Raw genomic sequence first — 24,470 nt, 5'->3', positions numbered from 1 at the left:
GCCTCTGATCTCAGATGGCCGCCCGTTTTCGTTTGAGTGTGAGATTTAACGCTTGCCGTAATACAGCCCTACCACATGTTCGGCCTGCGCAAAGAACAGCCAGCGAGACACTACAACGCCGGTCAGATGTGACAGCACTGCCAACAGCGCAAAGATATGTTTGATCGCAACGCCCGAGACCGGGATAAGGATCAACAGCAAGGGCAGCACAAACGCGAGCCCGAAGGAAATCACCCGTAGTTTCTGCGCATGTTTGCGACCCACCACGTGAACGAATTCACGCAGCAGATAGTTCGTGCCGGTGTGTGGCGGCTCAAAAGCGCGGACGGTACCTCGGCCACCCAAACCAGTGGCAGTGCCCAAGGAGGTGCCGGAACCGGCAAATGCAGCGTCGCCTTTGGCCCAATAGGCCAACTGTACAGCCCCTGCGATGGCCAACAGCCATGGGGCCAGGGCCTCGGCACCAGCTAACAGCGCGCCTCCTGCCAGACTGAAAGACAGGAACATTGCCGGGGTCAGGTTCATGTTCCAACGCGGGATGGTCTTGAGCTGGGTGTAGATCATCGAGGTGGTGAACACGGTGGCGAGGCAGAGCAGCGCTCCGATCCAGCCTATGATCGCCCAATGGCTGCCCGCAAACACGGCGCCAAGGGCATACAGCCCCATGATAAGCAGCGCTGCAACGGCACAAACGCCTTCCCGGCTCAGCCAGCTGGAGCGCCATTGGCTGAAAGCCTTCCAAGCGCGTTCTGGATGACCCAAGTGGAATGTCGAAGCCAGCAAGCCGCCCACCGCCAGCGCATATGCAATGAGGTAGAACACAAATGCCACGAAACCGGTCACCGCAGGCTGTCCAAGGCCAAGGAAAAACAGCAACCCGAAGCCCAACCCGGAGCTGGTTGTGAAGATGATGACAGAAGGGGCTGGGTGCATCAGAGCTTCTCCAGAGTTTTGTCTAGCCACCCAAGGAAACCCTTGGGTTCTTCGGCGACGGGGGCCAGCAGCGGGGCCAAGATGTCGATCTGGTCCTCGATCTGATCCTTGGGCCGCGGCGGCAGGTATTTGTTGACGGGCTTGGTGCCCATCTCAGGCATCAGGTCCATCCCTTCGCGCTCGGCAACCAGTTTGCTGACATCGCTGTTGGGGTCGCCCAGATCACCAAAATGCCGCGCGCCCGCCGGGCAGGTGCGCACGCAGGAGGGCACGCGGTCCACCTCAGGCAAGTTCTCGTTATAAATGCGGTCAACGCAGAGGGTGCATTTCTTCATCACGCCTTCCGCCGCATCCAATTCCCGCGCGCCATATGGGCAGGACCATGCGCACAAGCCGCAACCGATGCAGTCGCTTTCATTGACCAGCACGATGCCATCTTCGACCCGCTTGTAACTGGCCCCGGTGGGGCAGACGGTGACACAGGGCGCGTCCTCGCAATGCAGGCAGGATTTGGGGAAGTGGATCAATTGCGCCGTACCCTGCTCCGGTTGCACCTCGTAGGAATGCACGCGGTTCAGGAAGGTGCCCGACGGGTTGCCGCCATAGGCGTCCTGATCCGACAGCGGCGCGCCATAGTTTTCGGTATTCCAGCCCTTGCAGGAAATCACGCAGGCGTGGCAGCCGACACAGGTATCAAGGTCGATAACCAGACCCATCTTACGTTCGGTGGATTGGGGGAGTTGGGTCATTTGCCTACCTTCCACGCAAGATCTTTCGGGCCGGTTCCAACGGGTGACTGGATCGCGTCAAATTCGGGCTGGCTTTCTGCGTCGCCCGGGGCTGCCGACTTTTCGATTTTCACTTTCAGATCGAACCATGCAGCTTGGCCAGTGACCGGGTCGGAGTTCGCCCACCGCATCCCGTCGCCTTTGGGTGGCAGCAGCTCGTGGATCAGGTGGTTCAGCAGGAAGCCTTTGGTCGCTTCTGGTGCATCCTCTTGCAGCGCCCAGGCGCCTTTGCGTTTGCCGATGGCGTTCCATGTCCAGACGGTATTGTCGTTCAGTGCCGCCATCTCCATCACGGGTACAGTGATTTCGCCATGCGGAGAACTGACCTTAGCCCAGTCTCCGTCCTGCAGCCTATGCTCGCGCATCAGTTTGGTCGGAACGTAAAGCGGGTTGCGTCCGTGCAACTGGCGCAGCCACGCATTCTGGGTGCCCCAACTGTGATACATTGCCATCGGACGCTGGGTCAGGGCGTTGACGGTGAAGCCTTCGTTGCCCTGCTGGTCGGTTTCATACCAGATCGGCAGCGGATCCATCTTCTCTTTGATGCGCTGACGCAGGTGGTCTGGGGGCTGTTTGTCGCCATGCCCTTCGGCGGCCAGTTGGAACTTGCGCATAGGTTCAGAATAGAGCTGGAACAGGTAGGGTTGCGGGCTGTCATAGATGCCCATGCCTACCGCCCAATCCTGATAGGCTGTATTCCACGGTTTGTAGTAATCCGCGCCTTTGGGAATATGCGCGACGAAAAAGCCACCATTTTCGATATAGCGGTTCAGTTGTTCCGGGTTGACCTCTCCGCGGCCTTCCTTGTCACCGTCTTCGCCCCGAAACCCGGCGAGCGGACCGATGCCCGGCTTACGCTGGTGGTTGACGATATAGTCGGCGTAATCCTTCCACTTGGGCGTGCCGTCTTCGTTGGTGAAGCCCGGCAGGCTCATGCGGTTGGCGAGTTCGATCAAAACCGACTGAAAGCCGCGCACGTCGCGGTCGGGTTCCACAACCGGCCAGCGGATCGCGTCGGCAGCCGCGTCAGCCTCGCAGATCGGGCGATCTAGCAGCGATATACAGTCGTGCCGTTCCAGATAGGTGGTGTCGGGCAGGATCAGATCCGCATAGGCCACCATTTCCGAGGAATATGCATCCGAATAGATGATTTTTGGGATGACATATTTGCCGTCTTCGGTTTTGGCCGTCAGCATCTCCATCACACCTTTGGTGTTCATGGAGGAGTTCCACGACATGTTCGCCATATACATGAACAGCGTGTCGATCTTGTAGGGATCGCCTGCCGCAGCGTTTGAGATCACCATATGCATCAGGCCATGGGCCGACATCGGGTTTTCCCAAGTGAACGCCTTGTCGATCCGCTGCGGTGTGCCGCAATCGTCGATCAGCAGGTCCTCGGGGCCGCGGGGGAAGCCGAGATGCGGGCCTTCCAGCGGGCGGCCCGGGCGGCGATCGCCATGGGGCGTGGGATGCGCCTCGACCGGCTTGGGGTAGGGTGGCTTGAAGCGGAAGCCACCAGGCACCTCGACCGTGCCTAGCAGGATTTGCAGCACGTGCAGGGCGCGGCAGGTCTGGAACCCGTTTGCATGGGCCGAGATGCCGCGCATGGCGTGGAAGCTGACCGGGCGGCCGATCATTTTCGAATGCGTCTCACCCCGAAAGTCGGTCCATTCGTGGTCCAGCTCGATCGCTTCGTCAAAGGCGACGCGGGCAATCTCGGCGGCAATGGCGCGGATGCGTTTGGCGGGGATACCGCACCGCTCGGCGACGGCTTCGGGGGCGTGGTCGTCGGACAGGTATTTCTCGGCCATCAGGTGGAAGACTGGGCGATGGGTGACGCCGTCTTTTTCATAGGTGGCCGACAGGTCCGGGCGCACGCCGGGTTTGTCGAAGGCGGTGGGTTCGCCGGTGACACGATCGATCACCAGCGGTTTGCCGTCTGCGTCGCGCAGGAACAGGCCCTTTTCAGGCCCCTCGGTAGCGTTCACCAGAACCGGCGCATTGGTGTAGCGGCTGAGGTAGTCCAGATCGATCTTACCTGCCTTCATCAGCACATGGATCAGCGACAGGATAAACAACCCGTCGGTGCCCGGTGTGATGCCGACCCAGTCATCAGCGACAGCATTATAGCCCGAGCGGATCGGGTTCACTCCGATCACCCGCGCACCGCGCGCTTTGATCTTGCCGATGCCCATCTTGATCGGATTGCTGTCGTGGTCCTCGGCTACGCCGAACAGCATGAACAGCTTGGTGTGGTCCCAATCGGGCTGGCCGAACTCCCAGAATGCGCCGCCCATGGTGTAGATGCCGCCCGCTGCCATATTGACCGAGCAGAACCCGCCATGAGCCGCATAGTTAGGTGTGCCGAAATTCTGTGCCCAGAAAGAAGTGAAGCTTTGGCTTTGATCACGGCCAGTGAAGAAGGCCAGTTTCTGCGGCGCGGTTTCGTGCAGTTCGTTCAGCCAGCCGACGGCGGTGCTGATCGCCTCATCCCATTCGATTTCACGAAACTCACCCGAGCCGCGCGGACCGACCCGCCGCAAGGGCTTGCGCAGACGGGATGGCGCGTTGACCTGCATGATCCCCGCCGATCCTTTGGCGCACAGAACGCCCTTGTTGACCGGGTGATCTCGGTTGCCCTCGATATAGGCAACTTTGCCGTCCTTCATGTGTACATTGATGCCACAGCGACAGGCGCACATGTAACAGGTGGTGCGCCGGACCTCGTCCGAGACTTTGGGGCTGGTATCGATCTTCGGTTGCTGGATGGTCATCTGGCGTCCTTCTGTCGGGGCAGCGTATCAGGTCAGGAATGTTATTCCGGCAAGGATAACTCCTGCAATGAAAAGAGTTTCTACGACGATCAGGGCGATGGCCGCGCCGCCGACCGACAGGATCTGTTTGAGGTTGGTTTTCATACCGACCGCAGCGATGGCGATCAGCAGCAACCAGCGCGAAACTTGACTGAGCAGTTCGGAGATAAATGGCGGGATCAGGCCGAATGAGCTGGCCGCAGCCAGAACCAGAAAACCCACGACAAAGCTCGGCAGGATCGGGGGGCGTTTGCCTGCCTCGTCCATGTCGGTAACGCCACGGATGATCAATGAGGCGACCAGAACCACCGGCGCCAACATCGCCACGCGGAACAGTTTTACCAGTGTCGCGGTGTCACCGGTCTGTTCCGAGATCGAGAACCCCGCGCCGACCACTTGGGCCACGTCGTGGATCGTACCGCCAAGGAACACGCCGCCAGCCACGTCGCTCATGCCCAGCGTGCGCACCAGGATGGGATAGGCGATCATCGCGATGGTCGACAGCACGGTGACGCCCAGAACGGTGAAGATCAGCCGTTCCTCAGATCGCTCATCCTTGGGTAGGATGGCGCTGATCGCCATCGCGGCAGAGGCGCCGCAGATCGCGACCGATCCTGCGGTCAGAAAGGCAAAACGCCATTTATGGCCAAAGAACCGCGCGATCAGCAGGCCAAAGGCAATCGTGGCCAGCACCCCGCCAACAACCAATGCTATTAGATCCCAGCCCAACCCCATCATCAGCGTCATAGATACGCGCACACCCAACAGCGCTACGCCCAGTCGCAGCAGCGATTTCGCAGCAAAGCCGATGCCGGGGACGGTTTTGCCCTCTTCCCCCAGAAAGCTAAGCGCGATGCCCAGCAACAGTGCCATCAGCATTGCTGGCGTGGCATAATGCTCGGACAGGAATTTGGCAGTCACGGCAACGGTTATCGCCACCAGCACGCCGGGAAACAGGGTGCGGATCGTCTGTGAGGCGTTTGCGCCAATAAGAGACGTAAGTTCGGTCTTTGCCAGCATCTACCCGACATGCCTTCTGGAAAAAATTGCGGTATTGGCGGACAGGCCGCCAGCGTTCTTCGGTGGCCGGGTCAACGCGTCTCCGGTGTGGATTGGGTGTGTTGCGCCTGAACGGCTGTCACGGCGATCATGTGTAGAATGTCTTCTGCGGAGCAGCCGCGCGACAGGTCGTTGGCGGGCTTGGCCAGTCCCTGCAGCACCGGCCCGATCGCCTCAACCCCGCCGATGCGTTGAGCGATCTTGTACCCAAGGTTTCCTGCATTCAGGCTGGGAAAGACAAAGACATTGGCCTCACCTTTCAGCGGCGAGTCCGTGGCCTTCTTGGCCGCAACCTCGGGCACGAAGGCTGCATCGAACTGCAACTCTCCGTCGATCAGAAGCGACGGGTCTTTTTCGCGCGCGATATGCGTGGCCTCGACAACCTTGGAGACCTTGGCATGTTCGGCACTGCCCGAGGTGGAAAAGGACAACATCGCAACGCGTGGGGTGTCACCTGTCAGGGTCTCGTAGGACGCGGCCGAGGCACGGGCGATCTCGGCCATTTCATTTGCGTCCGGATCAACGACCAGACCGCAGTCGGCAAAGATGTGTGCTCCCTTGACCTCGTGATGGTCCTTGCAGAACAGCATCAGGAAAAAGCTTGAGACCATCGCGGCATCCGGTGCCGTACCGATGATCTGGAGCGCGGCGCGCACGGTATCGGATGTGGTTTCGACCGCGCCGCCGACAGTACCGTCGGCGATGCCCTGCTGCACCAGCAGGGCGGCATAGGTAAGCCGGTTCGTAATCTGTTGCTGCGCCTCTTCCAGCGTCATACCCCGATGCTTACGCCGCTCGTACAGCGCCTGCGTCAGGTCGGGCGTTAATTCGGACTCAGCCGGATCGTGGACTTCAATCCATTCAGGGTCATAACCCTCATGGGCCTGCAACAAGGCCGAAACCTCAGCCTTGTCGCCTATCAGGATGATCCGTGCGACGTTTTCTTTCACGGCCATAACCGCGCCTTGAACAACACGGGGATCATCGCCCTCGGCCAGGGCGATGATCTTGTCAGAGGCGCTTGCCGTCCCGAGAATGGCGCGCAGCGGCTTCACGCGGATTAAACTCCGGCCTGAGGGGCCATGTCGTCCGAGCTGATGCCAGCAACTTCGACAGGCTTCTTCATCGCATCACGGCGGAAGGGCTCACCCAGTTCCTGGTTGATCATGGCTTCGATCAGGGTGGTGATGCCGTTCTTCTGGTCCTCGATGGCCTGATTCAGGGCTGCGGTCAGCTCGTCCTGAGTACGGGCAACGACGCCTTTCAGACCACAGGCCTGCGCGATACCGGCATAGGACACTTTGGTGTCCAGCTCGGTGCCGACGAAGTTGTCGTCGAACCACAGGGTCGAGTTCCGCTTTTCCGCACCCCACTGGTAGTTGCGGAAGACGATCTGGGTCACGGCGGGCCATTCCTCGCGGCCGATAGCGGTCAGCTCGGTGACCGCGATGCCAAAGGCACCGTCGCCCGAGAAACCAACAACCGGTGTGTCCGGGCAGCCGATCTTGGCGCCGATCACCGACGGCAGACCATAGCCACAGGGGCCGAACAGGCCCGGGGCCAGGTATTTGCGGCCCGCTTCAAACGACGGATAGGCGTTGCCGATGGCGCAGTTGTTGCCGATGTCGGACGAGATGATCGCCTCTTTCGGCAGCGCGGATTGGATCGCACGCCAGGCCATGCGCGGGCTCATCCAGTCTGGCTTGGCGGCACGGGCGCGCTCGTTCCAGGTGGTGCCCGGATCGTCCTGCTCGTGGTCCATCGAGGTCAGTTCCTGTGCCCAACGCGATTTTTTCTCCGCAATTTTCACTTTGCGCGCGTCGCGACCCTCGTCACCAGCGGTGTCTGCCAGCTGTGCCAGGATGTTGGTTGCAACGGTGGCGGCGTCGCCGACGATGCCGACCGAGACCTTCTTGGTCAGGCCAATGCGATCCGGGTTGATGTCGACCTGAATGATCTTCGCATCAGCCGGCCAGTATTCCAGTCCGTAACCGGGCAGGGTCGAGAACGGGTTCAGACGGGTGCCAAGGCACAGAACCACGTCGGCTTCCTTGATCAGCTCCATCGCGGCTTTCGAGCCGTTATAGCCCAGAGGACCGGCAAACAGCGGGTGCGAGCCGGGGAATGCGTCGTTGTGCTGGTAGCCAACGCAAACCGGGGCGTCCAGACGCTCGGCCAGCGCTTTCGACGCTTCGATGCCGCCCGCGGACAGAACCGTGCCTGCACCATTCAGGATAACCGGGTTCTTGGCGTCCGACAGCAGCGCCGCGGCTTCGGTCACGGCCGATGCACCGCCCGACGGCAGTTCGAATTCGACAACGGCGGGTAGCTCGATATCGACGACCTGAGTGAAGAAATCACGCGGTACGTTGATCTGTGCTGGGGCCGATGCACGTTTGGCCTTGGTGATAACACGGCTCAGAACTTCGGCCATCCGCGACGGGTCGCGCACTTCTTCCTGATAGCAGACGCAGTCGGCGAACATGCGCATCTGCTCCATTTCCTGGAAGCCGCCCTGACCCATGGTCTTGTTGGCGGCCTGCGGCGTAACCAGCAGCAGCGGGGTGTGGTTCCAGTAGGCGGTTTTGACTGCGGTGACAAAGTTGGTGATGCCGGGACCGTTCTGCGCGATCATCATCGACATTTTGCCGGTGGCGCGGGTGTAGCCGTCAGCCATCATCCCGCCCGAGCCTTCATGCGCGCAATCCCAGAACGTAATGCCAGCTTTCCCGAAAATATCCGAGATTGGCATCATGGCCGAACCGATGATGCCAAAGGCATGTTCGATCCCGTGCATTTGCAGCACCTTAACAAAGGCCTCTTCGGTGGTCATTTTCATCTGAGTGTTCTCCGCGCATAGGTGGGTGGAGCCGGGCCATTGGCTCAGCCTTTGGATACGGTTTAGGCGCAAGGGGCCGGGCGACGTTAGGGCCAGAATTTGCGGCGGAATAGGTCCAGAGTCGCGTCAGATGGCACGAATCGCGTCGGCGATCAGTTTCACACCCGGTGCGATGCGGTCTTGCCGGATAGAGGAATAGCCGAGGCGATAGAAATTCTGCGGGCGGTCTGGCCCCGAAAAGAATGGCGCGCCGGGCTCGATATGGACGCTCTGGTCCTGCAACGTGCGAGCCAGCCGGGTCGTGTCGACATGTTCCGGCGCGGACATCCACAAAGAGGACCCGCCCAGAATGCCGCGCCCGGCCACGGTCAGCCCGTATTCTTCGACGGCAGTGTCCAGTGTTTCGCGCCGTCGCGCCAGAACCTTGGACATGCGCCTGATCTGCGCATCGTAATGGCCCAGTGACAGGAAATAGGCCGCCGTGCGCTGGATATGACCCGGTGGATGGCGCAGCACCAAAGACCGCAGTGCGCGGGCCTCGCGAATAAACGGCTCCGACCCGACCATGTAGCCAAGCCGCAATCCCGGGAAAAGGGATTTCGAGAAGCTGCCCACATAGATTACCCGGCCATCCCGATCCATCGACTTCAGCGCCGGAGAGGGTGCACCAAGAAAGGCCAGCTCGAACTCATAGTCGTCTTCGACCACCATCGCGTCCAGGTCTCGTGCGCGCTCCAGCAGTTTGTTTCGACGGCTGACCGGCATGGTCGAGGTTGTGGGGCTTTGGTGACTGGGCGTGGTGAAGATGACGTCAGTGTCGTCAGGCAGCGCGTCCGGCGGCAACCCGTCGCGATCAACCGGCAATGGGGTGACGTTACAATCCCAAACCTCCAACAGGCTGCGCAGGGCGTAATAGCTCGGGTCTTCGATCACTGCCGTCCGGTTGTGGGTCAGCAAGATGCGCGAGGCCAGCCACAGCGCGTTCTGCGCGCCCATGGTGATCAGAATCTCTTCGGGGCGGGCGGCAATACCGCGGCGGGGTAGGGTGTGGCGGGCGATGAACTCGACCAGCAGCGGATCATCCTGATCGACGTAGTCTGCGGTCAGGGAATCGAAGTCCTTGTGACCCAGCGCCCGCACGGCGCACAGGCGCCAGTTGGCGTGGTCGAACAGGGTTCGGTCGGCCTGCCCATAGATGAACGGATAGCGATAGTCGCGCCAGTCGGCTGGTTTCGACAGCACATCCCTCCCCGAAAACCGCCGGGCCAGCGCCGCGTCCCAGTCCACGGTTTCGGTGCCGCGCTGGACGGGGGTATATTTCGGCGGCACGGGCGCGTTTTGCGAAACATAATACCCCGACCGGCCTTTGGCGGTGAGGTAGTCATTGGCCAACAGTTCGGTATAGGCCAGCGTCACCGTGATCCGGCTAACGCCCAGATGGGCCGCCAATTTGCGGGACGAGGGCAGCTTTTCCCCGACATGGAATCTGCCGGAAAGAATGCCTTCGGCGATCATCTGCTGGATTTGCGCCTGCAGCGTGCCTTGCCCGTTCAGCTCAAGAAAGAAAGTGTCGACCGATATTGCCATAGGGCCTTATAGGTTGGCCTTATGGGTTGGGCAATCTGGACTTAAGCAATTCTCGAGAATTCGTGATGCAAGTGGTTGACCCTGCGGCTTGATTAAACTAAATAACCAGAAATCTAGTTTAATGGAGTAAGCGAGATGTGGGAAACCGCTGCAGCAGGATTTTCGGCTATGGGATCCGAGGCCCGGCTGAAGGTTCTGAAGACTCTGGTCCGGGCTGGGCAAGCTGGCCTGACGGTTGGCGAGATACAAGAGAGGACGGGGATCGCCCCGTCAACTCTGGCGCATCACCTTCGATTTTTGGCTGCGGGCGGCGTCGTCGAGCAAGAGAAAGTTGGGCGCAACACGATCAATCGTGCCTGCTATGACGAATTGAGAAATCTGGCGCAGTTCATCCTTGCCGAATGCTGCGCAGACGAAGTGGGAAAGGCCGCGAACGATGGTTGAGTTGACACAAAACCCAAAGGTTTCGGCCAAAACCGCCCTTGATTTGATCAAGACCCCCTGGGCGTTGATCGTGGCGATCCTGGTGGCTGTCGCCGTTCTGGACCCCGGCAACTGGACTGAGGTCGTGACCTTTGCCGGCAAGGCGCTGGCGCATACCGGTCAGTACATCCTGTTTGCCGTTCTGCTGCTGTCTTACCTCAAGGCGACCGGGGCCGAAGTTATGGTTGCCCGCGCCTTTGAAGGGCGCGAAACGCGAATGATCTTCCTTGCGGCGCTTTTCGGCGGGTTGGCTCCGTTCTGTTCCTGTGAGGTCATTCCGTTCATTGCCGGTCTGTTGGCACTGGGTGCACCGCTGTCTGCAGTGATGGCGTTTTGGCTGAGCTCTCCGCTGATCGACCCGCCGACCTTGCTGATCACAGCAGGCGCGCTGGGCTGGCCGTTTGCCATCGGCAAAGCCGTCGCAGCCGTCGCGCTGGGTCTGTTCGGAGGCTTCGTCGTGCGTGGCCTGATGCGCTCGGGGGCATTTGCGCAACCGTTGCGCGAATACAAACCGGCCGGGTGCTGCGGGTGCGGTCCGAAACAGGACGACAAACCGGTCTGGCGCTTCTGGCAGGAACCCGAACGCCGCCAGCGATTCCGCACTGAATTCGTGCACAACGGGCTGTTCCTTCTGAAGTGGTTGGCACTGGCCTATGTGCTCGAAGCGCTGTTGGTCAGCTATGTGCCGGCGGACCTGATCGCCCGCGTGGTCGGTGGTGAAGGTGTCGTGCCCATCGTGATTGCCGCGCTGGTCGGGATGCCAGCCTATCTGAACTCGTACGTCGCGCCGCCGCTGCTGGCAGGGCTGACGGAACAGGGGATGAGCGCGGGTGCGGCGATGTCCTTCATGGTCGCAGGCGCGGTCAGCTCAATCCCGGCAATGGCGGCGGTTTGGTCGCTGGTCAAACCTCGTGTCTTTGCCACCTATCTGGGGCTGGGGATCACAGGTGCGATCATCGCGGGAATCCTGTTTCAGATGATCTAAAGGAAAAACCGCCCGGTGAAACCACCGGGCGGTTTTGCTTATTGGTTGGCCTCGCACAGGCTCGGCAGTTTGAAGCGATACCGTGCCTCACCGCTGTCTACGTAGACGCGTTTTTCGACACAGGCAGTGGTGCCGACGGTGCGGGCAACATGTTCTTTGGGTTCATTGATCGATGTGGCCGACCCGTCCGGCAAGCGCACCGAGGCGATGACACCGTTTTTGAGGTCGCCGTTCACCGGGGTAGCCGACAGGACCGCAACGGTTATGAACGAGTCATGTTCGTGCGCGCCATCGTCATTAAGAACAAGCAGCGCGGTAGCGATGGAGATGGTGCCAATAACTGCCACCACCAGCAGGCCCCAGGTTTTCAGAAAAGCATAGATCGAAACGGCGCGATGTGGGCCAAAGATCTTGGACAGGAAGGTCAGCATAGGTTTTCCGAGAAAAAAGCCCCGGTCCGTTCAGACCGGGGCTATCTGAGCATTAGGGGCGCAGATCGTCTTCGTCTTCTTCGTCGGCCCCACCCTTGGGCAGGTTGAAGAAGCTGTCTGCGTCAATGATCGGTTCGTCGTCTTTTTCGGCTTCGGGCTCATCGGACAGCGAGAAGGTCTCAAGGCCTTCGATCGCGGTCGGGATCTTCGGCGCAGCGTCCATTTCCAGCGACTGCTCAGTCGAAACCAGTTTACGGCGTTCGTCATCGCTCATGACGCCACCTTCGGCAGCTTTTTTGGCAGCGGCTTTCTGAACGATTGCGTCCAATTCGGACTGTTTACAAAGGCCCAGTGCGACCGGGTCGATCGGCTGCATATTGGCGATGTTCCAGTGGGTTCGCTCGCGGATCGACTGGATGGTGGGCTTGGTTGTGCCGACCAGCTTGGCAATCTGACCATCGCTGAGTTCGGGGTGGAACTTGACCAACCACAGGATCGAGTTCGGACGGTCCTGACGTTTGGACAGCGGCGTGTAACGCGGGCCACGGCGCTTTTCCTCACCGGCAGCAGCGGCGTTGAACTTCAGCTTCAGCTTGTGCAGCGGGTTGTTCTGCGCCGAGTCGATCTCTTCCTGGGTCAGCTGGTTGTTGGCGATGGGGTCGAACCCTTTGACGCCCGCGGCCACGTCACCGTCTGCGATGCCCTGCACTTCCAGTTCGTGCATGCCCACGAAATCCGCGATCTGCTTGAAGCTGATCGTGGTGTTGTCCACCAGCCATACGGCTGTTGCCTTGGCCATAAGCGGTTTTGCCATCAGCCCGTCTCCTATAAATACATCTGTCCCGTCGCCGGAATTCGGCGGCCCCGTGGTCTTGGGGCAGGTTTCCGTTGTCGGGGAACTTGGCCCGTATATAGTCGCGCCAAGGCAAGAAGGGAAGAGGCGAATGCGCTGGGCGGTTTTGGGGCTGGTTTTGTGGGTGTTGAGCGTGATCGCGGCGCTGGCCGATGGCGAAAAGGCGGGGGAGTTCGACTACTACGTTCTGTCGCTCAGCTGGTCGCCCAACTGGTGCGCCCGCGAAGGGGATGCACGTGGTTCGGACCAATGCGATGCGCGTCATGACCACGGCTGGATTTTGCACGGGCTTTGGCCGCAATATCATCAGGGCTGGCCTGCCTACTGCCGCACACCCGAGGCACCACCGTCTCGTGCCATGACCCGCGACATGGCCGATATCCAAGGATCATCTGGCCTTGCGTGGCATCAGTGGAAGAAGCACGGCACCTGTTCCGGCCTTTCCGCATCGGACTACTATGCGTTGTCGCGGCAGGCTTATGCGCAGGTCGAGCGTCCGCAGGTGTTCCGTAAGCTGGACGCGTCGGTCAAACTGCCCGCTTCGGTGGTGGAAGACGCATTCCTAAAGGCCAACCCTGCGCTGGAACGCGACATGATCACCATCACCTGCAAACAGGGCTACATCGAAGAGGTACGCCTGTGCCTGTCGCGTGACCTTGAACCGGTGCCTTGCGGGCGGGATGTGATCCGCGACTGCACAGCCAAGGACGCGCTGTTCGATCCGATTCGTTAAAGCTCTCGGTTCTGGCATTCGCGGGCATATTCCAACGCTTTGGCAGTGCCTTTGAGATCAATCGCCATCACCACTTCGCCCGCCGGGTTGTAGACGGTCATCGTTTTGTTCTGCGCAATCGCTTGGACGAAACCCCGGTCGGTGAAAAACACGGTCGCCCCCGGCACATCGCGCTGATTGAACCCAATGGCGGTGGCGTCAAAGCTCTTGCCGTCCAGCTCGAACCGGATCGGATAGCTTTTACCTTGTTCGATATCGCCCCAGGCTTTGTTGTAGACGGCGAAGTATCCGCGATTGTCCAACGCATCATAGCCGATACGCACGACCGAGAGGTCCTGATAGATGGTCTGGATCAGACAGCCGTTGCCCAGCGCGGGATCCATCATGATGTTCCAGCCCTCAACAAAGCCCTTGTCGATGAGTTCCTGCGAAAAAGCGGCGGTTGCTGTAAAGGCGGCCAGCGTTAGGGCGAAAAGGCGTTTCATAACTGTTCCCAATATCAAATGGATAAGGTCACAGACATAGTACACGCTGCGTGCATGAGGCAAAGGCCGTTCTTGATTGATGTGGCCGCGAACAAAGACCTATGTGTATTGCGGAACCCGGCTATGTCTCGCCGGGCGAGCGCTTGAAACTCGGCTGCGGCAGAATAGTTTTCGCTCCATAAAGTTAAGGAGCGCGCCATGCCGCAACATCCAAGAACATTCTCTCATATCGGATTGTCCGTCCCAAACGTTGACGAGGCCGTAAAGTTCTACTCAGAAGTCCTTGGTTTTTACGTAATCATGCCACCGACGGACGTAGTAGAGGATGACACGGATATCGGTGTCATGTGCACTGATGTGTTTGGCCCGGAATGGAAAAAACTACGTATTGCGCATCTCGCTACCGCTGATCGGATCGGGTTCGAGCTTTTCGAGTTTCACGGGAATTACGTACCTGAAAACAATATCGATTTTCGCCAGAATGGTACGTTCCATTTTTGCGTTCAGGACCCGGATGTCGAAGGCCTTGTAGAAAAAATCGTGGCCGCAGGTGGCAAACAGCGGATGCCGATCCGATACTATTACCCCGGAGAGAAACCATACCGTATGGTCTACGTTGAAGACCCCTTTGGCATTGTCTTCGAGATTTACAGCCACTCTTATGAATTGACCTATTCGTCTGGTGCTTACACCTGACAAACTGGGCAGGTTCCGGTGTGAAACTGGAACAGGCAACAGCGTGTTCTGGTTGACGTCGTATCGCGGTACTCAGAGCTCTTTTCGGGCTCTTAGCGCCGCCGTAATCGTCCCGTCATCCAGATAATCCAGTTCGCCGCCAATAGGCACGCCTTGCGCCAGTGAAGTCAGGCGAACCTGCCCTTCCAACTGATCGGCGATGTAGTGCGCCGTGGTCTGGCCGTCGACTGTGGCATTCAGCGCGAGGATGATCTCGGTAATCCCTTCGGCCATGACCCGATCTTTCAGTCGGGGAATGCGCAACTCGTCCGGGCCGACGCCGTCCAGCGCCGACAACGTACCGCCCAGCACGTGATAGCGGCCTTTGAACACGCCTGCGCGCTCCATCGCCCAGAGGTCGGCGACGTCTTCGACCACGCACAACTCTCCGGTTGCGCGGTCCTCGCTGTTGCAGATGTCACAGATATCGGTGGTGCCCACGTTGCCGCAGTTCAGGCATTCTCGGGCGGTGACGGCAACCTGCTGCATCGCGTCAGATAGCGGTGTCAGCAATAGGGCGCGTTTGCGGACCAGGTGCAGTACGGCGCGACGGGCCGAGCGGGGCCCGAGGCCCGGCAGCTTGGCCATCAGGTCAATCAGGTTGTCGATATCGCTGTTCGAGCTCACCGCGAATGTTCCTGCAAAAGGGCCGGGCAGGGGTGCCCGGCCGGTTTTCCGTCAGGAGTGTCTATCAGAACGGCAGTTTGATGTCTGCGGGCAGACCCATGCTTTCGGTCAGTTTTGCCATCTCGGCCTGAGAACGCTCGGCTGCTTTGGTCTGCGCGTCTTTGATGGCGGCCAGGATCAGGTCTTCGACCACTTCCTTGTCGTCGCCATTGAAGATCGACGGGTCGATGTCCAGACCTTTGAGCTCACCCTTGGCAGTGGCGGTCGCTTTGACCAGACCTGCGCCGGATTCGCCGACAACCATCAGGTTGTTTAGCTCTTCCTGCATATCCGTCATTTTGGCCTGCAAATCCTGCGCTGATTTCATCATCTTGGCCATATCGCCCAGACCGCCGAGTCCTTTGAGCATTGTTCTTTCTCCTAATTGCGGGGGCGCAGAGCGCCGTGAATGAGTGTGGCACATATCGCAATTGCCAGCCCAAGGAACAAGAGGGGAGATCCAATGCAACCTTCGCGCATTGCTTCCCATCTGACATCGTCCAATACGGGGCCATAATAATCCCCGCTAACCACAATGGCAGCAAGGAACCACAGCGCGGCGATCACCCATTTGATAACACGTCGATTTCCTGTGATCGCGATCAGGCTGAGACTTACAAGAACTACGATCAACGGGTTGAGGGCCAGTGCTACGAACTCGTCAAGCATGGACGCAGGTCCTGACGTCGGGTCCCATAGCGGTCTTTCTTTATCGCATACTTCGGCCATCGCACTTGAAGCTGCAAAAGAGAGGATCAATCCTCCTCGAAGGGATCCCATTCGTCTTCCACCTCGGGCAGGGCTTCGGTTTCGACCTTGGCAGCGCGTTCTTCCGGTGTCTCAATCCGTTTAATGCGCGCTTTGGGAAACTGCATCAGGACGGCCTGCACCAAAGGGTGCTGCTCGGCCTGCGCCTTCAATGCCAGATCAGCTGCGTCACGGACCTCGGCGATGGTTGCCGCTTCCCCATCGGCGACGATGGACACCGCCCAGCGGTTTCCGGTCCACCGCTGTAGTGCCGAACCGATCCGGGCGGCCAGATCGGTGGGGGCGTTATCCGTCGGTGTGAACTCGATCCGGCCGGGTTGGTAGGATACGAGGCGGACGCCATTTTCAACTTCGACCAACAGTTTCACGTCGCGGTTTGTGCGGATCAGTTCCACGACATGGTCAAAGCTAGGATAGCGCGCAAGGGCTGCTTGGGTGTCTTGGGCCAGCGCGGCGGTGGGTGCGCCAGCAGGGCCGCGCGCTGTTGTGGTATACGAAGCAGGAGCTGGCTGTGCAGGCGCATGGGACGGTACGGCCATGCCGCCTCCGGGGCCGCCGTTCGGCGGGGGTGGAGGTGCATCCTGTAGCCGCTTGATCAGTTCCTCCGGGCTGGGCAGGTCGGCCACATGGGTCAGGCGGATCACGGCCATTTCGGCGGCCATCATCGCATTTGGCGCGGCCGAGACTTCTTCCAGCGCTTTCAGCAGCATCTGCCACATCCGAGTCAGAACCCGCATCGGCAGGGCTTCGGACATCTGTTGCCCACGGGCGCGCTCATCCGGCGAAACCGTCGGGTCTTCGGCCGCATTCGGGGTGATTTTCACGACCGAGACCCAGTGAGTGATCTCGGCCAGATCGCGCAGAACGGCCAGTGGGTCGGCGCCCTCGGCATATTGTGCGCTCAGTTCAGTTAGCGCGCCTGCCGCGTCCCCGCGCAGGATCATGTCCATCAGGTCCAGCACCCGCCCGCGATCGGCCAGGCCCAGCATCGCACGCACCTGATCGGCGCTGGTTTCCCCGGCCCCGTGCGAGATCGCCTGATCCAGCAGAGAGGTCGCATCCCGCGCTGAGCCTTCGGCGGCGCGGGTGATCAAGGCCAGCGCGTCATCGGCGATCTGGGCATTCTCGGCCGCTGCGATCTTGCTGAGCAGGCCGATCATGTCCTCGGGTTCGATCCGGCGCAGGTCGAACCGCTGACAGCGCGATAGAACCGTCACAGGGACTTTGCGAATCTCGGTTGTGGCGAAGATGAACTTCACATGCTCGGGCGGTTCCTCAAGCGTCTTCAGCAGCGCGTTGAAGGCGCTGGTCGACAGCATGTGGACCTCGTCGATGATGTATATCTTGTAGCGCGCACTGGCAGCACGATAGCGGACGCTGTCGATGATCTCGCGAATGTCGTTCACGCCGGTGCGGCTGGCGGCGTCCATCTCCATCACGTCGACATGGCGGCCTTCCATGATGGCCACGCAATGCTCGCACTGACCGCAGGGTTCTGTGGTAGGCTTGCCTTCGCCATCGGGGCCGATGCAGTTCATGCCCTTGGCGATAATCCGCGCCGTGGTGGTTTTGCCGGTGCCGCGAATGCCGGTCATGATAAAGGCCTGCGCGATCCGGTCGGCTTCGAACGCGTTTTTCAGCGTGCGCACCATCGCGTCCTGACCCACTAGGTCGGCAAAGGTTTCGGGGCGGTATTTGCGGGCAAGAACCTGATAGGCGGGGCTGGGCGTGTCGTTCATGTCTGCTCTGTCGGATTCGGGTTCCGATGCAGCGTAGAGACCCCCGCCGCCCGCGTCCACATCCCGCTTGGCGAATTTCTGTTTGCGTCGCAGTTTATGTACCTTAAGCACGTATCAAGGAGGGCCATCTGGTGAGACTGTTTGCAATTCATCCGGTGCAGGTAGGGAACGGTACGGTCGCCCTGTCGCCATTGCCGGGGCGCGCGGGAAATTACGCTCAGGACTTTCACGTTATCCGCGACTGGCAGCCCGACCTGGTGATTTCCATGACCACAGAGGGCGAGATGCTACAGGAGGGTGCCTCCGGATTCGGCGATGACCTGTGCGCCGCTGCAATCGCGTGGGCCCATCTGCCGGTCACGGATTTTGGCGCGCCGCCGCCTGAGGTTCAGGCCGCGTGGTCCGACGTTAGCGCGGCTGCGGCACAGGTTCTGGCCCGTGCTGGCCGCGTGCTGGTGCATTGCCGGGGCGGTTGTGGCCGGTCCGGGATGGTTGCCTTGCGCCTTATGGTAGAACACGGTGAACGCCCCGAGGTGGCGCTGAGACGTCTGCGTGCCGTACGGCCCTGCGCCGTTGAAACCGACGGTCAGTTGGACTGGGCAGCGCAGGCGGCCAGCGCCCGACGGAACAATTAACTCAGAGCGCCGCGTGCTGTTCTGGTAGTGCAACCGGGCTTTGAGCCAGCGTCGAAACCTCAAGCATCGCGTAGGGTGGGTGGGCCAGGACATCGGCGGGCAAAGAGCTGAACACATCCGTGAACATCATGTCTGCATAGCTATCAAGTGAATCGGTAGAGACATCGGGCTCCGCGCCGCAAAAGACTCGAATCTGATCCTGACGCGCGCGAAAGCGGGCGGTACAGCCTTCCGGGCAATGGGTCAGCTCGCTGCTGCCTTCGACCTGGAAATTTGGTGTTGTGGCAGGTGCAGCGGTCTCAATCGCCTGGGTGATGACGCGCGCGACTTGTGCCAATGCCGGGCAGGTTTTTCCGGTGCGCTGGCAAACAGTGGCCGAGAATTCGTGTGTTTTGGTCTTCCAGATCATGATGCGCCCTCCGCGCGCAGAACGGGGGCGTAGAACAGGTGTGACAGCGTGCCGACGACCTGCCCCGGACACCCCGCCCGAGTTTCGGTTTTGGTTCGATGGCAGGTCTCCTGACTTGCGGGTCTACGCGTTGCCGACCTTCCCAGCCTTTCGGCCAGTGGTATCCCGGCATTGCTCACCGCTTACAGTTGCGGGGGCAGTCTCGGCCTTGGTTCGTTCCGGCATTGCCGGGCAGAACCGCACCGTGTTCCCTTTTCATCCCGCCCCAAGATCTGGGTCGAGAACCATCGCGTCATCGCTAGCGGGTGTGGGCGACCTGAGTCAAGCGGGCAAATTGCGCGGACAAGCGGACGTGTGGTCATGCAAGGGCGCTGTTGACTTGTGGGTGGAAACAAGGCGGACTGGAGAAAGTGAACCAATCGGTTCAAAATCTGGAGGCCGTACTATGCTGGACGCTGCACAAGCTGTATCAACCGAGGACTTCCAGTTTCCCTCTGGCGCGGGCAGTCTGTCTGCGCGCCTGTACCTGCCCGCTTCGGCACCCAGGGTTGCCGTGGTCATTCACGGCGCAACCGGCGTGCCCAGGGACTACTATCGGCATTTTGCACGTTGGCTGGCCGAGGTGCAGGGAATGGCCTGTCTGACCTATGACTACAGTGATTTTGGCCATTCTTTAAGCGGGCCGTTGAAAGCATCGCAGATTAAAATGGCCGATTGGGCCTTGATCGACATGCCTGCGGCCCGGGCGGAGATGCGCCGCAGGTTCCCTGACGCGCAGCAATGGAGCATCGGTCATTCTGTCGGCGGGATGTTGGGGCCGATTCAACCGGATATCGATCAGATCGACCGCATGATTTGCGTCTGCGCTGGTCCAGTAACGGTGTCAGACCACCCTTGGCCTTACCGAGCGTTGGCTTTGCTGTTCTGGTACGGTCACGCGCCCGTGGCGGTGAAAGCACTTGGGTACCTTCCGGGAAAGGCGCTGGGATTCGGAGCTGACTTGCCTGCAAGCGTCTATTGGCAGTGGCGGCGGTGGTGTACCGCTCCGCAAAACTACTTGCCCGAGATTGGGGTAACTCTGCCCGAGGCCCGCTGGGCGCAGTCAGAGACACCCGTCGACCTGTTCACTTTCGAAGACGACGATCTTGTACCGCCCGCAGCAGTCTGGCGGTTGGCAGACCTGTATGGGCCGCATGCGCGCCGTCACCTGTTGTCTCCAGATGAGTTCTGCCTGCCGGACGTGGGGCATATCGGTGCCTTCGCCCGCCGCAATGCCGCCCTCTGGCCACGGTTGATCGCATGACATCGCCTGTTCCGGCGATTTACATGCACTGAAGGGAAGAAGTGAGAGGTTGGACATCGACCCAAGCGGGGCTCGTTGTGGCTGCTTCCTTCCGGACCTGACCAGGTTGGCGAGGCGCTCGCCCGCGCCAACCTCTCATCGGTCGATATAGGCAACAGGCGCGGAAAAGACAACCCGTCAGAGCGTCAAACGGATCAGCAAAAAGCCGTCATCGTCCTCTCTGACCAGCTGTGGGGCGTATTCCTCAAGCTCGGCAATGTGATCGCGGGCCTTCGGACCGGTCCTGAGCAGAGCTGTCGCCCCCGGCAACGGCTTAAAGCGAAAGGCGCGGGGGGCGTTTGCCATCGAATCCCGGGGCAGGGCACCCGACAGGTAATTCTGCAAAATCTGCTGGACGGGCTGAGCAGGCAGCGCGACCGGCTCGGCGTGGTCGACAAAGGGGAAATGTCCCCCTCCGTTGGCACGGTAATTGTTCAGCGCAACGACAAAGCGCTGGTCAGCGGCCACGGGGCGCCCCTCGAATCGGATATCGTGAATGCGGCGATGCGCAAGATTGGTCAGGCGCCCTAAATCGTCAAAGCGCGAAGGCTGCGAGAGGTCGATCTGATAACTTAGCCCCTGGAGAACGTCGAAGTTATGACCGGCACGGCTGGGGTCGACCAGATCGGTTTCAAAGTCTGGCTTAATCTGATTGAAAACGCATACCGACATTTCCAGCCAATCGCTGATCTGCGCGCCATTCACGACCACAGCCTGCAATTCGTTGGGAAATACGTACAGATCGTTGATGTGACGCAGGAATACCTGCCCCGGTGGCACATCCGTGTAAAAGCGCGGCCCGGCGCGCCCTCCGAACTTTGAAGGAGCCACCGCGGATAGAAGAGGCAGCTCTGCTAAGGGCGTTCCTTGCAGATGTGGACGCAGGGCCGCTGCCTGTGCTGCGGCAACCAATGCAAGCCCCCTGTCCGGGGCGCAAAAGCTGAAATAGCTGTGCAGATGCCGGTCTGTTCGCCCCATGGGCTGTGCAGCGTGACGGCGTGTTTCCGAATGGCCTTTGGTGAACACGCGCAGCAATTCAGGATCTTCTGCAACCGGCTGGACCAAGCCGTCAGTGCCGACTGGGCAGACCGAGCGCAATTCGGCGCTGTGATCCTGAATGGCCCAAGTTCCGTCATATGCCCTGTTTAGAATGAGGTCGATCACCCCCAGATTTGACCCGGCCGGGCCCGGCATGACCACCGGTTTTCCGTGGACCCGCCCCCGGATGGCGTCGACATGGTCCAACCCCTCATGAGCAGGGCCGGGAAGCGTCAAGTGGGAATGCCCCGCGATCACGGCGTCAATGCCGTCGATGGCAGCCATTGGGATGATCGCATTTTCCATGTCGGGTTCTGCATTGGGTGATCCCAACCCTGTATGCGCCAGCGTCAGGATCAGATCACACCCCTCTGCTTGCAGGTCACGCACCTTGTTGCGGGCGCAGGTTAGCATGTCGTCCATGACGATTTTGCCTTGCAGCCTGTGCGACTCCCACTTTGCGGTCTGTGGGGGTAGGACCGAAAATACACCGATTTTCAGCGTGGCCTGCTGGCCCTGATACAGCGCCCTGCGGGTCAGAATTTCATGGCTTTTCCAAAAAGGGTTGGTCTTTTGCCTGTGCGCATTGCTGCACAACACCGGGCAGGGGGCATCGGCCAGAATACGGTCCAGAACTTCCAGCCCAAAGCCGAAATCGTGGTTGCCCAAACCGATGGCGTCATAGCCAAGCTCCCCAAAGGCCTGCATCAGAATATGCGGCGCATTGGTCTGTTCCGCTGCCCAATCCCCGATCGGAGTGCCCTGCAGAGAATCTCCGTTGTCGAAAAGCAGAACCAGCGCGCCCGCTGTCATCGCTTCGTACCGCGCGGTCCGGATCAGGCTGGCGGTACGCGTAAGCCCGATCGAGGGTTCCGGGGCGTCCGAGTAATAGTCGAATCCGCTCAGGTTCATATGCAGATCGGAGGTTGCCAAAATCCGTATCTTCAAGACAGGGTGAGACTGAGGAACAGGGCGTGACAAATCTCTACTTTTAGCAGTTATATGTTAAGCATTTTCCCCAAGAAGTATAATAGATGCAACATATAAGGCGTGCCTGCGATCATTTGACGGCCGCGGGTTTCCGGGTTTCTGGAATTGCCATTGCAACGCTGCCGCAGCCGTGGCAGCCCTGTGTCGACGACCCAAAGGAACACTCATGAAACACGCGGAACTAGTGACGTTTGGCGGCTCCGGCCTGGATCGTGCTGCACATATCCGGGGGGATGCGGATCAGCTTGCGCAGATGAGGGCCCATCCGCAGGCGTCATGCCTGCTGATGTGGCGAGGCAAGCCGCTGGTTCAGGGAGAGGGCCTGGATCGGCTGGGTCTGATCCCCATGGCGCATGATCTGGTGGCAAACGGTCCGGGTGGTATTGTTGAGGAATCCATTTTTCTGGGCCTTTCGGATGGATCGCCGGTTTTCGCGCTCGATATCTCGAACTGGTCCCCCGAAGGCCAGGACATGTCCCAGTTGGGGGCGTTTGTTGATCGGACCGAGCAGCAACATCCCGAACTGCCCCAAGGCCATGTCTTTGCTGAGTTGCGCCGGGTCATGACCCGCCTCTCGGCGCGCGATGCAGAGCTGTCCGCGGCGGCTAAGGCAGTGATCGGATGGCACGAAACCCACCGGTTCTGCGCCCGTTGCGGTGCTGCCAGCGAGATATCACAAGCCGGATGGCAGCGCAGTTGTCCATCCTGCGGCGGGCAGCACTTCCCGCGTACTGACCCGGTTGTGATCATGTTGATTACAAACGGAGATTCAGTACTGATCGGGCGATCTCCGGGATGGCCCGAGGGGATGTATTCCCTGCTGGCCGGTTTTGTTGAGCCCGGTGAAACGCTTGAGGCCGCTGTTCGACGCGAGGTGATGGAGGAGGCAGGTGTGCCGGTCGGCGCGGTAAGTTACCTGTCGAGCCAACCCTGGCCGTTTCCGGCCTCATTGATGTTTGGCTGTGCGGGTGAAGCGCTGTCGCGCGAGATCACCATCGACCCGGTGGAAATCGAGGATGCGATGTGGGTCAGCAAGCCCGAGATGATGCAGGCCTTTGCCGGAGAGCATCCAAAGCTGTTGCCAGCCCGCAAGGGGGCTATCGCGCATTTCCTGCTGCAAAACTGGCTTGCGGATACGCTCGACTGACAGATACTAGGCCACAAGCTAAAGAGAACCACGACCCGTCATGCAGTTTACAGCGCGCGAAGATATCGAAGCCCCCATCAACGCGGTGTTTGAGATGGTCGCTGATTTTGAGCGGTTCGAGCGTCTGGCGATGCGCCGCGGGATCGAAGTGCGACGCCTGTCGGGCCATATGGGCGTGGTGCCGGGTACGCAGTGGGAAACTGAGTTCAAGCTGCGCGGCAAGCCTCGCCAAATCTCGATTGAAATGGCGGAATGCGATCCGCCCTCTCTTTTGCGCTTCGATGCCATCAGCAAGGGTATGAACGGGGTGACAATCATTGAATTCCTTGCTCTGTCCCAGCGCCGCACCCGTCTGAGCATTGACATGTCTCTTGCTGCCAGATCTTTGCCTGCGCGGCTGTTGCTGCAATCGTTGCGTTTGGGTCAGGCGCGGTTCCGACGGCAGTTTCAGTTGCGGCTGAATGAGTTCGCCCGCGAAATCGAAGAGCGTCACCTGCATGGCACATAGGCCGTCCGGACTGATTGGTGGGGACTACGAATGAGCAATGTTGTTTTTCGCACGGTCATAGCAGAAGACGCTGAGGGTATTTCCGACGTCTTGCAGGACATAGCGGCAGCCGGCAAAAGAACCAGGCCAAGCGACGTCGGATTTGCCAGAGCGCAATACGTGGCCCATCCCGACAAGATCCGATGCACTGTCGCCGTGGATGCAAACAACAGGCTGTTGGGGTTTCAATCGCTCATAAAAGCACAGGAAAACAATCCCTACGAAGTGACCGTGGGTTGGGCTGTCATAGGCACACATATCCGGCCCACAGCAGCCCGTCTTGGCGTTGGTCGGGGCTTGTTTGCTCAATCACTGGTCGCTGCGCGCGCGTCAGGGGTTCCGGCGATCGATGCGACGATTGCAGCCGACAACGCCGAAGGGCTGGCCTACTATCACGCGATGGGCTTTGTCGACTACAGGCAGCTGGCCGGTGCCGTTTCCAAAAAGTATTCGGTGCGATAA

25 protein-coding genes, 1 other RNA gene and 1 riboswitch are annotated in these 24,470 nt (G+C 59.9%); of the genes, 9 read left to right on the top strand and 17 right to left on the bottom strand.

Annotated features, from left to right (window positions below):
• Window positions 1-45: 45 nt before the first annotated feature.
• The 7 genes from ACXAGD_RS14775 to pdxR all read right to left on the bottom strand — a co-directional run bounded on the left by ACXAGD_RS14775 (window position 46) and on the right by pdxR (window position 10,022).
• Window positions 46-933 (bottom strand): dimethyl sulfoxide reductase anchor subunit family protein, encoded by an 888-nt coding sequence (locus ACXAGD_RS14775; protein WP_475211610.1) that lies wholly within the window; start codon window positions 931-933, stop codon window positions 46-48.
• Window positions 933-1,682, bottom strand: a complete 750-nt coding sequence (locus ACXAGD_RS14770) for a 4Fe-4S dicluster domain-containing protein (RefSeq protein ID WP_475211609.1) — start codon at window positions 1,680-1,682, stop codon at window positions 933-935. Before ACXAGD_RS14770 ends, ACXAGD_RS14775 begins: the two co-directional genes overlap by 1 nt.
• The gene (locus ACXAGD_RS14765) at window positions 1,679-4,498 is read right to left on the bottom strand and encodes a molybdopterin oxidoreductase family protein (RefSeq protein ID WP_475211608.1); all 2,820 of its coding nucleotides are present in this window, start codon (window positions 4,496-4,498) and stop codon (window positions 1,679-1,681) included. The genes ACXAGD_RS14770 and ACXAGD_RS14765 overlap by 4 nt, the downstream gene beginning before the upstream one ends.
• 27 nt (window positions 4,499-4,525) lie before the next feature.
• Entirely contained in the window at window positions 4,526-5,557 is a 1,032-nt protein-coding gene (locus ACXAGD_RS14760; RefSeq protein WP_475211607.1) for a YeiH family protein, read from the bottom strand.
• A 71-nt stretch (window positions 5,558-5,628) separates the two neighbouring features.
• Entirely contained in the window at window positions 5,629-6,651 is a 1,023-nt protein-coding gene (pta, locus tag ACXAGD_RS14755; RefSeq protein WP_475211606.1) for a phosphate acetyltransferase, read from the bottom strand.
• Window positions 6,652-6,656: 5 nt separating this feature from the next.
• A complete protein-coding gene (gene xsc / locus ACXAGD_RS14750) occupies window positions 6,657-8,435 on the bottom strand; it encodes a sulfoacetaldehyde acetyltransferase (protein ID WP_475211605.1) in 1,779 nt (592 codons plus the stop codon).
• 126 nt (window positions 8,436-8,561) lie between these two features.
• Entirely contained in the window at window positions 8,562-10,022 is a 1,461-nt protein-coding gene (gene pdxR / locus ACXAGD_RS14745; protein ID WP_475211604.1) for a MocR-like pyridoxine biosynthesis transcription factor PdxR, read from the bottom strand.
• Between the two features lie 135 nt (window positions 10,023-10,157).
• Between pdxR and ACXAGD_RS14740 the strand changes: the two genes are divergently transcribed.
• Both ACXAGD_RS14740 and ACXAGD_RS14735 read left to right on the top strand, forming a co-directional pair.
• Window positions 10,158-10,466, top strand: a complete 309-nt coding sequence (locus tag ACXAGD_RS14740; RefSeq protein ID WP_475211603.1) for an ArsR/SmtB family transcription factor — start codon at window positions 10,158-10,160, stop codon at window positions 10,464-10,466.
• On the top strand, window positions 10,459-11,490 hold the full coding sequence (locus tag ACXAGD_RS14735) for a permease (protein ID WP_475211602.1): 1,032 nt from the start codon (window positions 10,459-10,461) through the stop codon (window positions 11,488-11,490). The genes ACXAGD_RS14740 and ACXAGD_RS14735 overlap by 8 nt, the downstream gene beginning before the upstream one ends.
• 38 nt (window positions 11,491-11,528) lie before the next feature.
• On the opposite strand, the gene ACXAGD_RS14730 is transcribed toward ACXAGD_RS14735, so the two are convergent.
• Window positions 11,529-11,921, bottom strand: coding sequence for a hypothetical protein (locus ACXAGD_RS14730; protein ID WP_475211601.1), 393 nt, complete (start codon window positions 11,919-11,921; stop codon window positions 11,529-11,531).
• Window positions 11,922-11,973: 52 nt separating this feature from the next.
• The gene (locus ACXAGD_RS14725; protein ID WP_475211600.1) at window positions 11,974-12,735 is read right to left on the bottom strand and encodes a DUF1013 domain-containing protein; all 762 of its coding nucleotides are present in this window, start codon (window positions 12,733-12,735) and stop codon (window positions 11,974-11,976) included.
• A 130-nt stretch (window positions 12,736-12,865) separates the two neighbouring features.
• Here ACXAGD_RS14725 and ACXAGD_RS14720 point away from each other — a divergent pair, with 130 nt between their 5' ends.
• The gene (locus tag ACXAGD_RS14720; protein WP_475211599.1) at window positions 12,866-13,507 is read left to right on the top strand and encodes a ribonuclease T2 family protein; all 642 of its coding nucleotides are present in this window, start codon (window positions 12,866-12,868) and stop codon (window positions 13,505-13,507) included.
• Here the strand turns inward: ACXAGD_RS14720 and ACXAGD_RS14715 are convergent.
• Entirely contained in the window at window positions 13,504-13,992 is a 489-nt protein-coding gene (locus tag ACXAGD_RS14715; protein WP_475211598.1) for a hypothetical protein, read from the bottom strand. The two genes, ACXAGD_RS14720 and ACXAGD_RS14715, sit on opposite strands and share 4 nt — an antisense overlap.
• A 198-nt stretch (window positions 13,993-14,190) precedes the next feature.
• Here ACXAGD_RS14715 and ACXAGD_RS14710 point away from each other — a divergent pair, with 198 nt between their 5' ends.
• Entirely contained in the window at window positions 14,191-14,688 is a 498-nt protein-coding gene (locus ACXAGD_RS14710; RefSeq protein ID WP_170335661.1) for a lactoylglutathione lyase family protein, read from the top strand.
• A 72-nt stretch (window positions 14,689-14,760) separates the two neighbouring features.
• Here ACXAGD_RS14710 and recR read toward each other — a convergent pair whose 3' ends face one another.
• The 4 genes from recR to ACXAGD_RS14690 all read right to left on the bottom strand — a co-directional run bounded on the left by recR (window position 14,761) and on the right by ACXAGD_RS14690 (window position 17,900).
• Complete coding sequence (gene recR / locus ACXAGD_RS14705) at window positions 14,761-15,354, bottom strand: recombination mediator RecR (RefSeq protein ID WP_475211597.1); 594 nt, start codon at window positions 15,352-15,354, stop codon at window positions 14,761-14,763.
• 64 nt (window positions 15,355-15,418) lie between these two features.
• Complete coding sequence (locus ACXAGD_RS14700) at window positions 15,419-15,763, bottom strand: YbaB/EbfC family nucleoid-associated protein (RefSeq protein WP_475211596.1); 345 nt, start codon at window positions 15,761-15,763, stop codon at window positions 15,419-15,421.
• Between the two features lie 11 nt (window positions 15,764-15,774).
• The gene (locus ACXAGD_RS14695) at window positions 15,775-16,062 is read right to left on the bottom strand and encodes a hypothetical protein (RefSeq protein ID WP_475211595.1); all 288 of its coding nucleotides are present in this window, start codon (window positions 16,060-16,062) and stop codon (window positions 15,775-15,777) included.
• 86 nt (window positions 16,063-16,148) lie between these two features.
• Window positions 16,149-17,900 (bottom strand): DNA polymerase III subunit gamma/tau, encoded by a 1,752-nt coding sequence (locus ACXAGD_RS14690; protein ID WP_475212604.1) that lies wholly within the window; start codon window positions 17,898-17,900, stop codon window positions 16,149-16,151.
• 131 nt (window positions 17,901-18,031) lie between these two features.
• Between ACXAGD_RS14690 and ACXAGD_RS14685 the strand changes: the two genes are divergently transcribed.
• Window positions 18,032-18,535 carry a protein-tyrosine phosphatase family protein gene (locus tag ACXAGD_RS14685; protein WP_475211594.1) on the top strand — a complete coding sequence of 168 codons (504 nt, stop codon included), beginning with the start codon at window positions 18,032-18,034 and terminating at the stop codon, window positions 18,533-18,535.
• Between the two features lies 1 nt (window position 18,536).
• Here the strand turns inward: ACXAGD_RS14685 and ACXAGD_RS14680 are convergent, their stop codons facing one another.
• On the bottom strand, window positions 18,537-18,944 hold the full coding sequence (locus tag ACXAGD_RS14680) for a hypothetical protein (protein ID WP_475211593.1): 408 nt from the start codon (window positions 18,942-18,944) through the stop codon (window positions 18,537-18,539).
• Window positions 18,945-19,027: 83 nt separating this feature from the next.
• Window positions 19,028-19,248: riboswitch (cobalamin riboswitch) on the bottom strand.
• A 141-nt stretch (window positions 19,249-19,389) separates the two neighbouring features.
• Here ACXAGD_RS14680 and ACXAGD_RS14675 point away from each other — a divergent pair.
• A complete protein-coding gene (locus ACXAGD_RS14675; protein WP_475211592.1) occupies window positions 19,390-20,247 on the top strand; it encodes an alpha/beta hydrolase family protein in 858 nt (285 codons plus the stop codon).
• 39 nt (window positions 20,248-20,286) lie between these two features.
• Here ACXAGD_RS14675 and ffs read toward each other — a convergent pair.
• Together ffs and ACXAGD_RS14665 are read right to left on the bottom strand one after the other, a co-directional pair.
• An RNA gene (gene ffs, locus ACXAGD_RS14670) (signal recognition particle sRNA small type) lies at window positions 20,287-20,385 on the bottom strand.
• A 39-nt stretch (window positions 20,386-20,424) separates the two neighbouring features.
• Complete coding sequence (locus ACXAGD_RS14665) at window positions 20,425-22,272, bottom strand: bifunctional 2',3'-cyclic-nucleotide 2'-phosphodiesterase/3'-nucleotidase (protein ID WP_475211591.1); 1,848 nt, start codon at window positions 22,270-22,272, stop codon at window positions 20,425-20,427.
• A gap of 208 nt (window positions 22,273-22,480) precedes the next feature.
• Between ACXAGD_RS14665 and nudC the strand changes: the two genes are divergently transcribed.
• From nudC to ACXAGD_RS14650, 3 genes are read left to right on the top strand one after another with little or no spacing between them, the layout of a single operon-like run.
• Window positions 22,481-23,461, top strand: coding sequence for an NAD(+) diphosphatase (gene nudC, locus ACXAGD_RS14660; RefSeq protein WP_475211590.1), 981 nt, complete (start codon window positions 22,481-22,483; stop codon window positions 23,459-23,461).
• Between the two features lie 40 nt (window positions 23,462-23,501).
• A complete protein-coding gene (locus tag ACXAGD_RS14655) occupies window positions 23,502-23,969 on the top strand; it encodes an SRPBCC family protein (RefSeq protein ID WP_475211589.1) in 468 nt (155 codons plus the stop codon).
• 30 nt (window positions 23,970-23,999) lie between these two features.
• Complete coding sequence (locus tag ACXAGD_RS14650; RefSeq protein WP_475211588.1) at window positions 24,000-24,470, top strand: N-acetyltransferase family protein; 471 nt, start codon at window positions 24,000-24,002, stop codon at window positions 24,468-24,470.

Source organism: Ruegeria sp. ABF4_144 (genome assembly GCF_056160045.1).
Note: the sequence above shows the minus strand (reverse complement) of the source record. Positions and strands in the feature narration are given on the sequence as shown.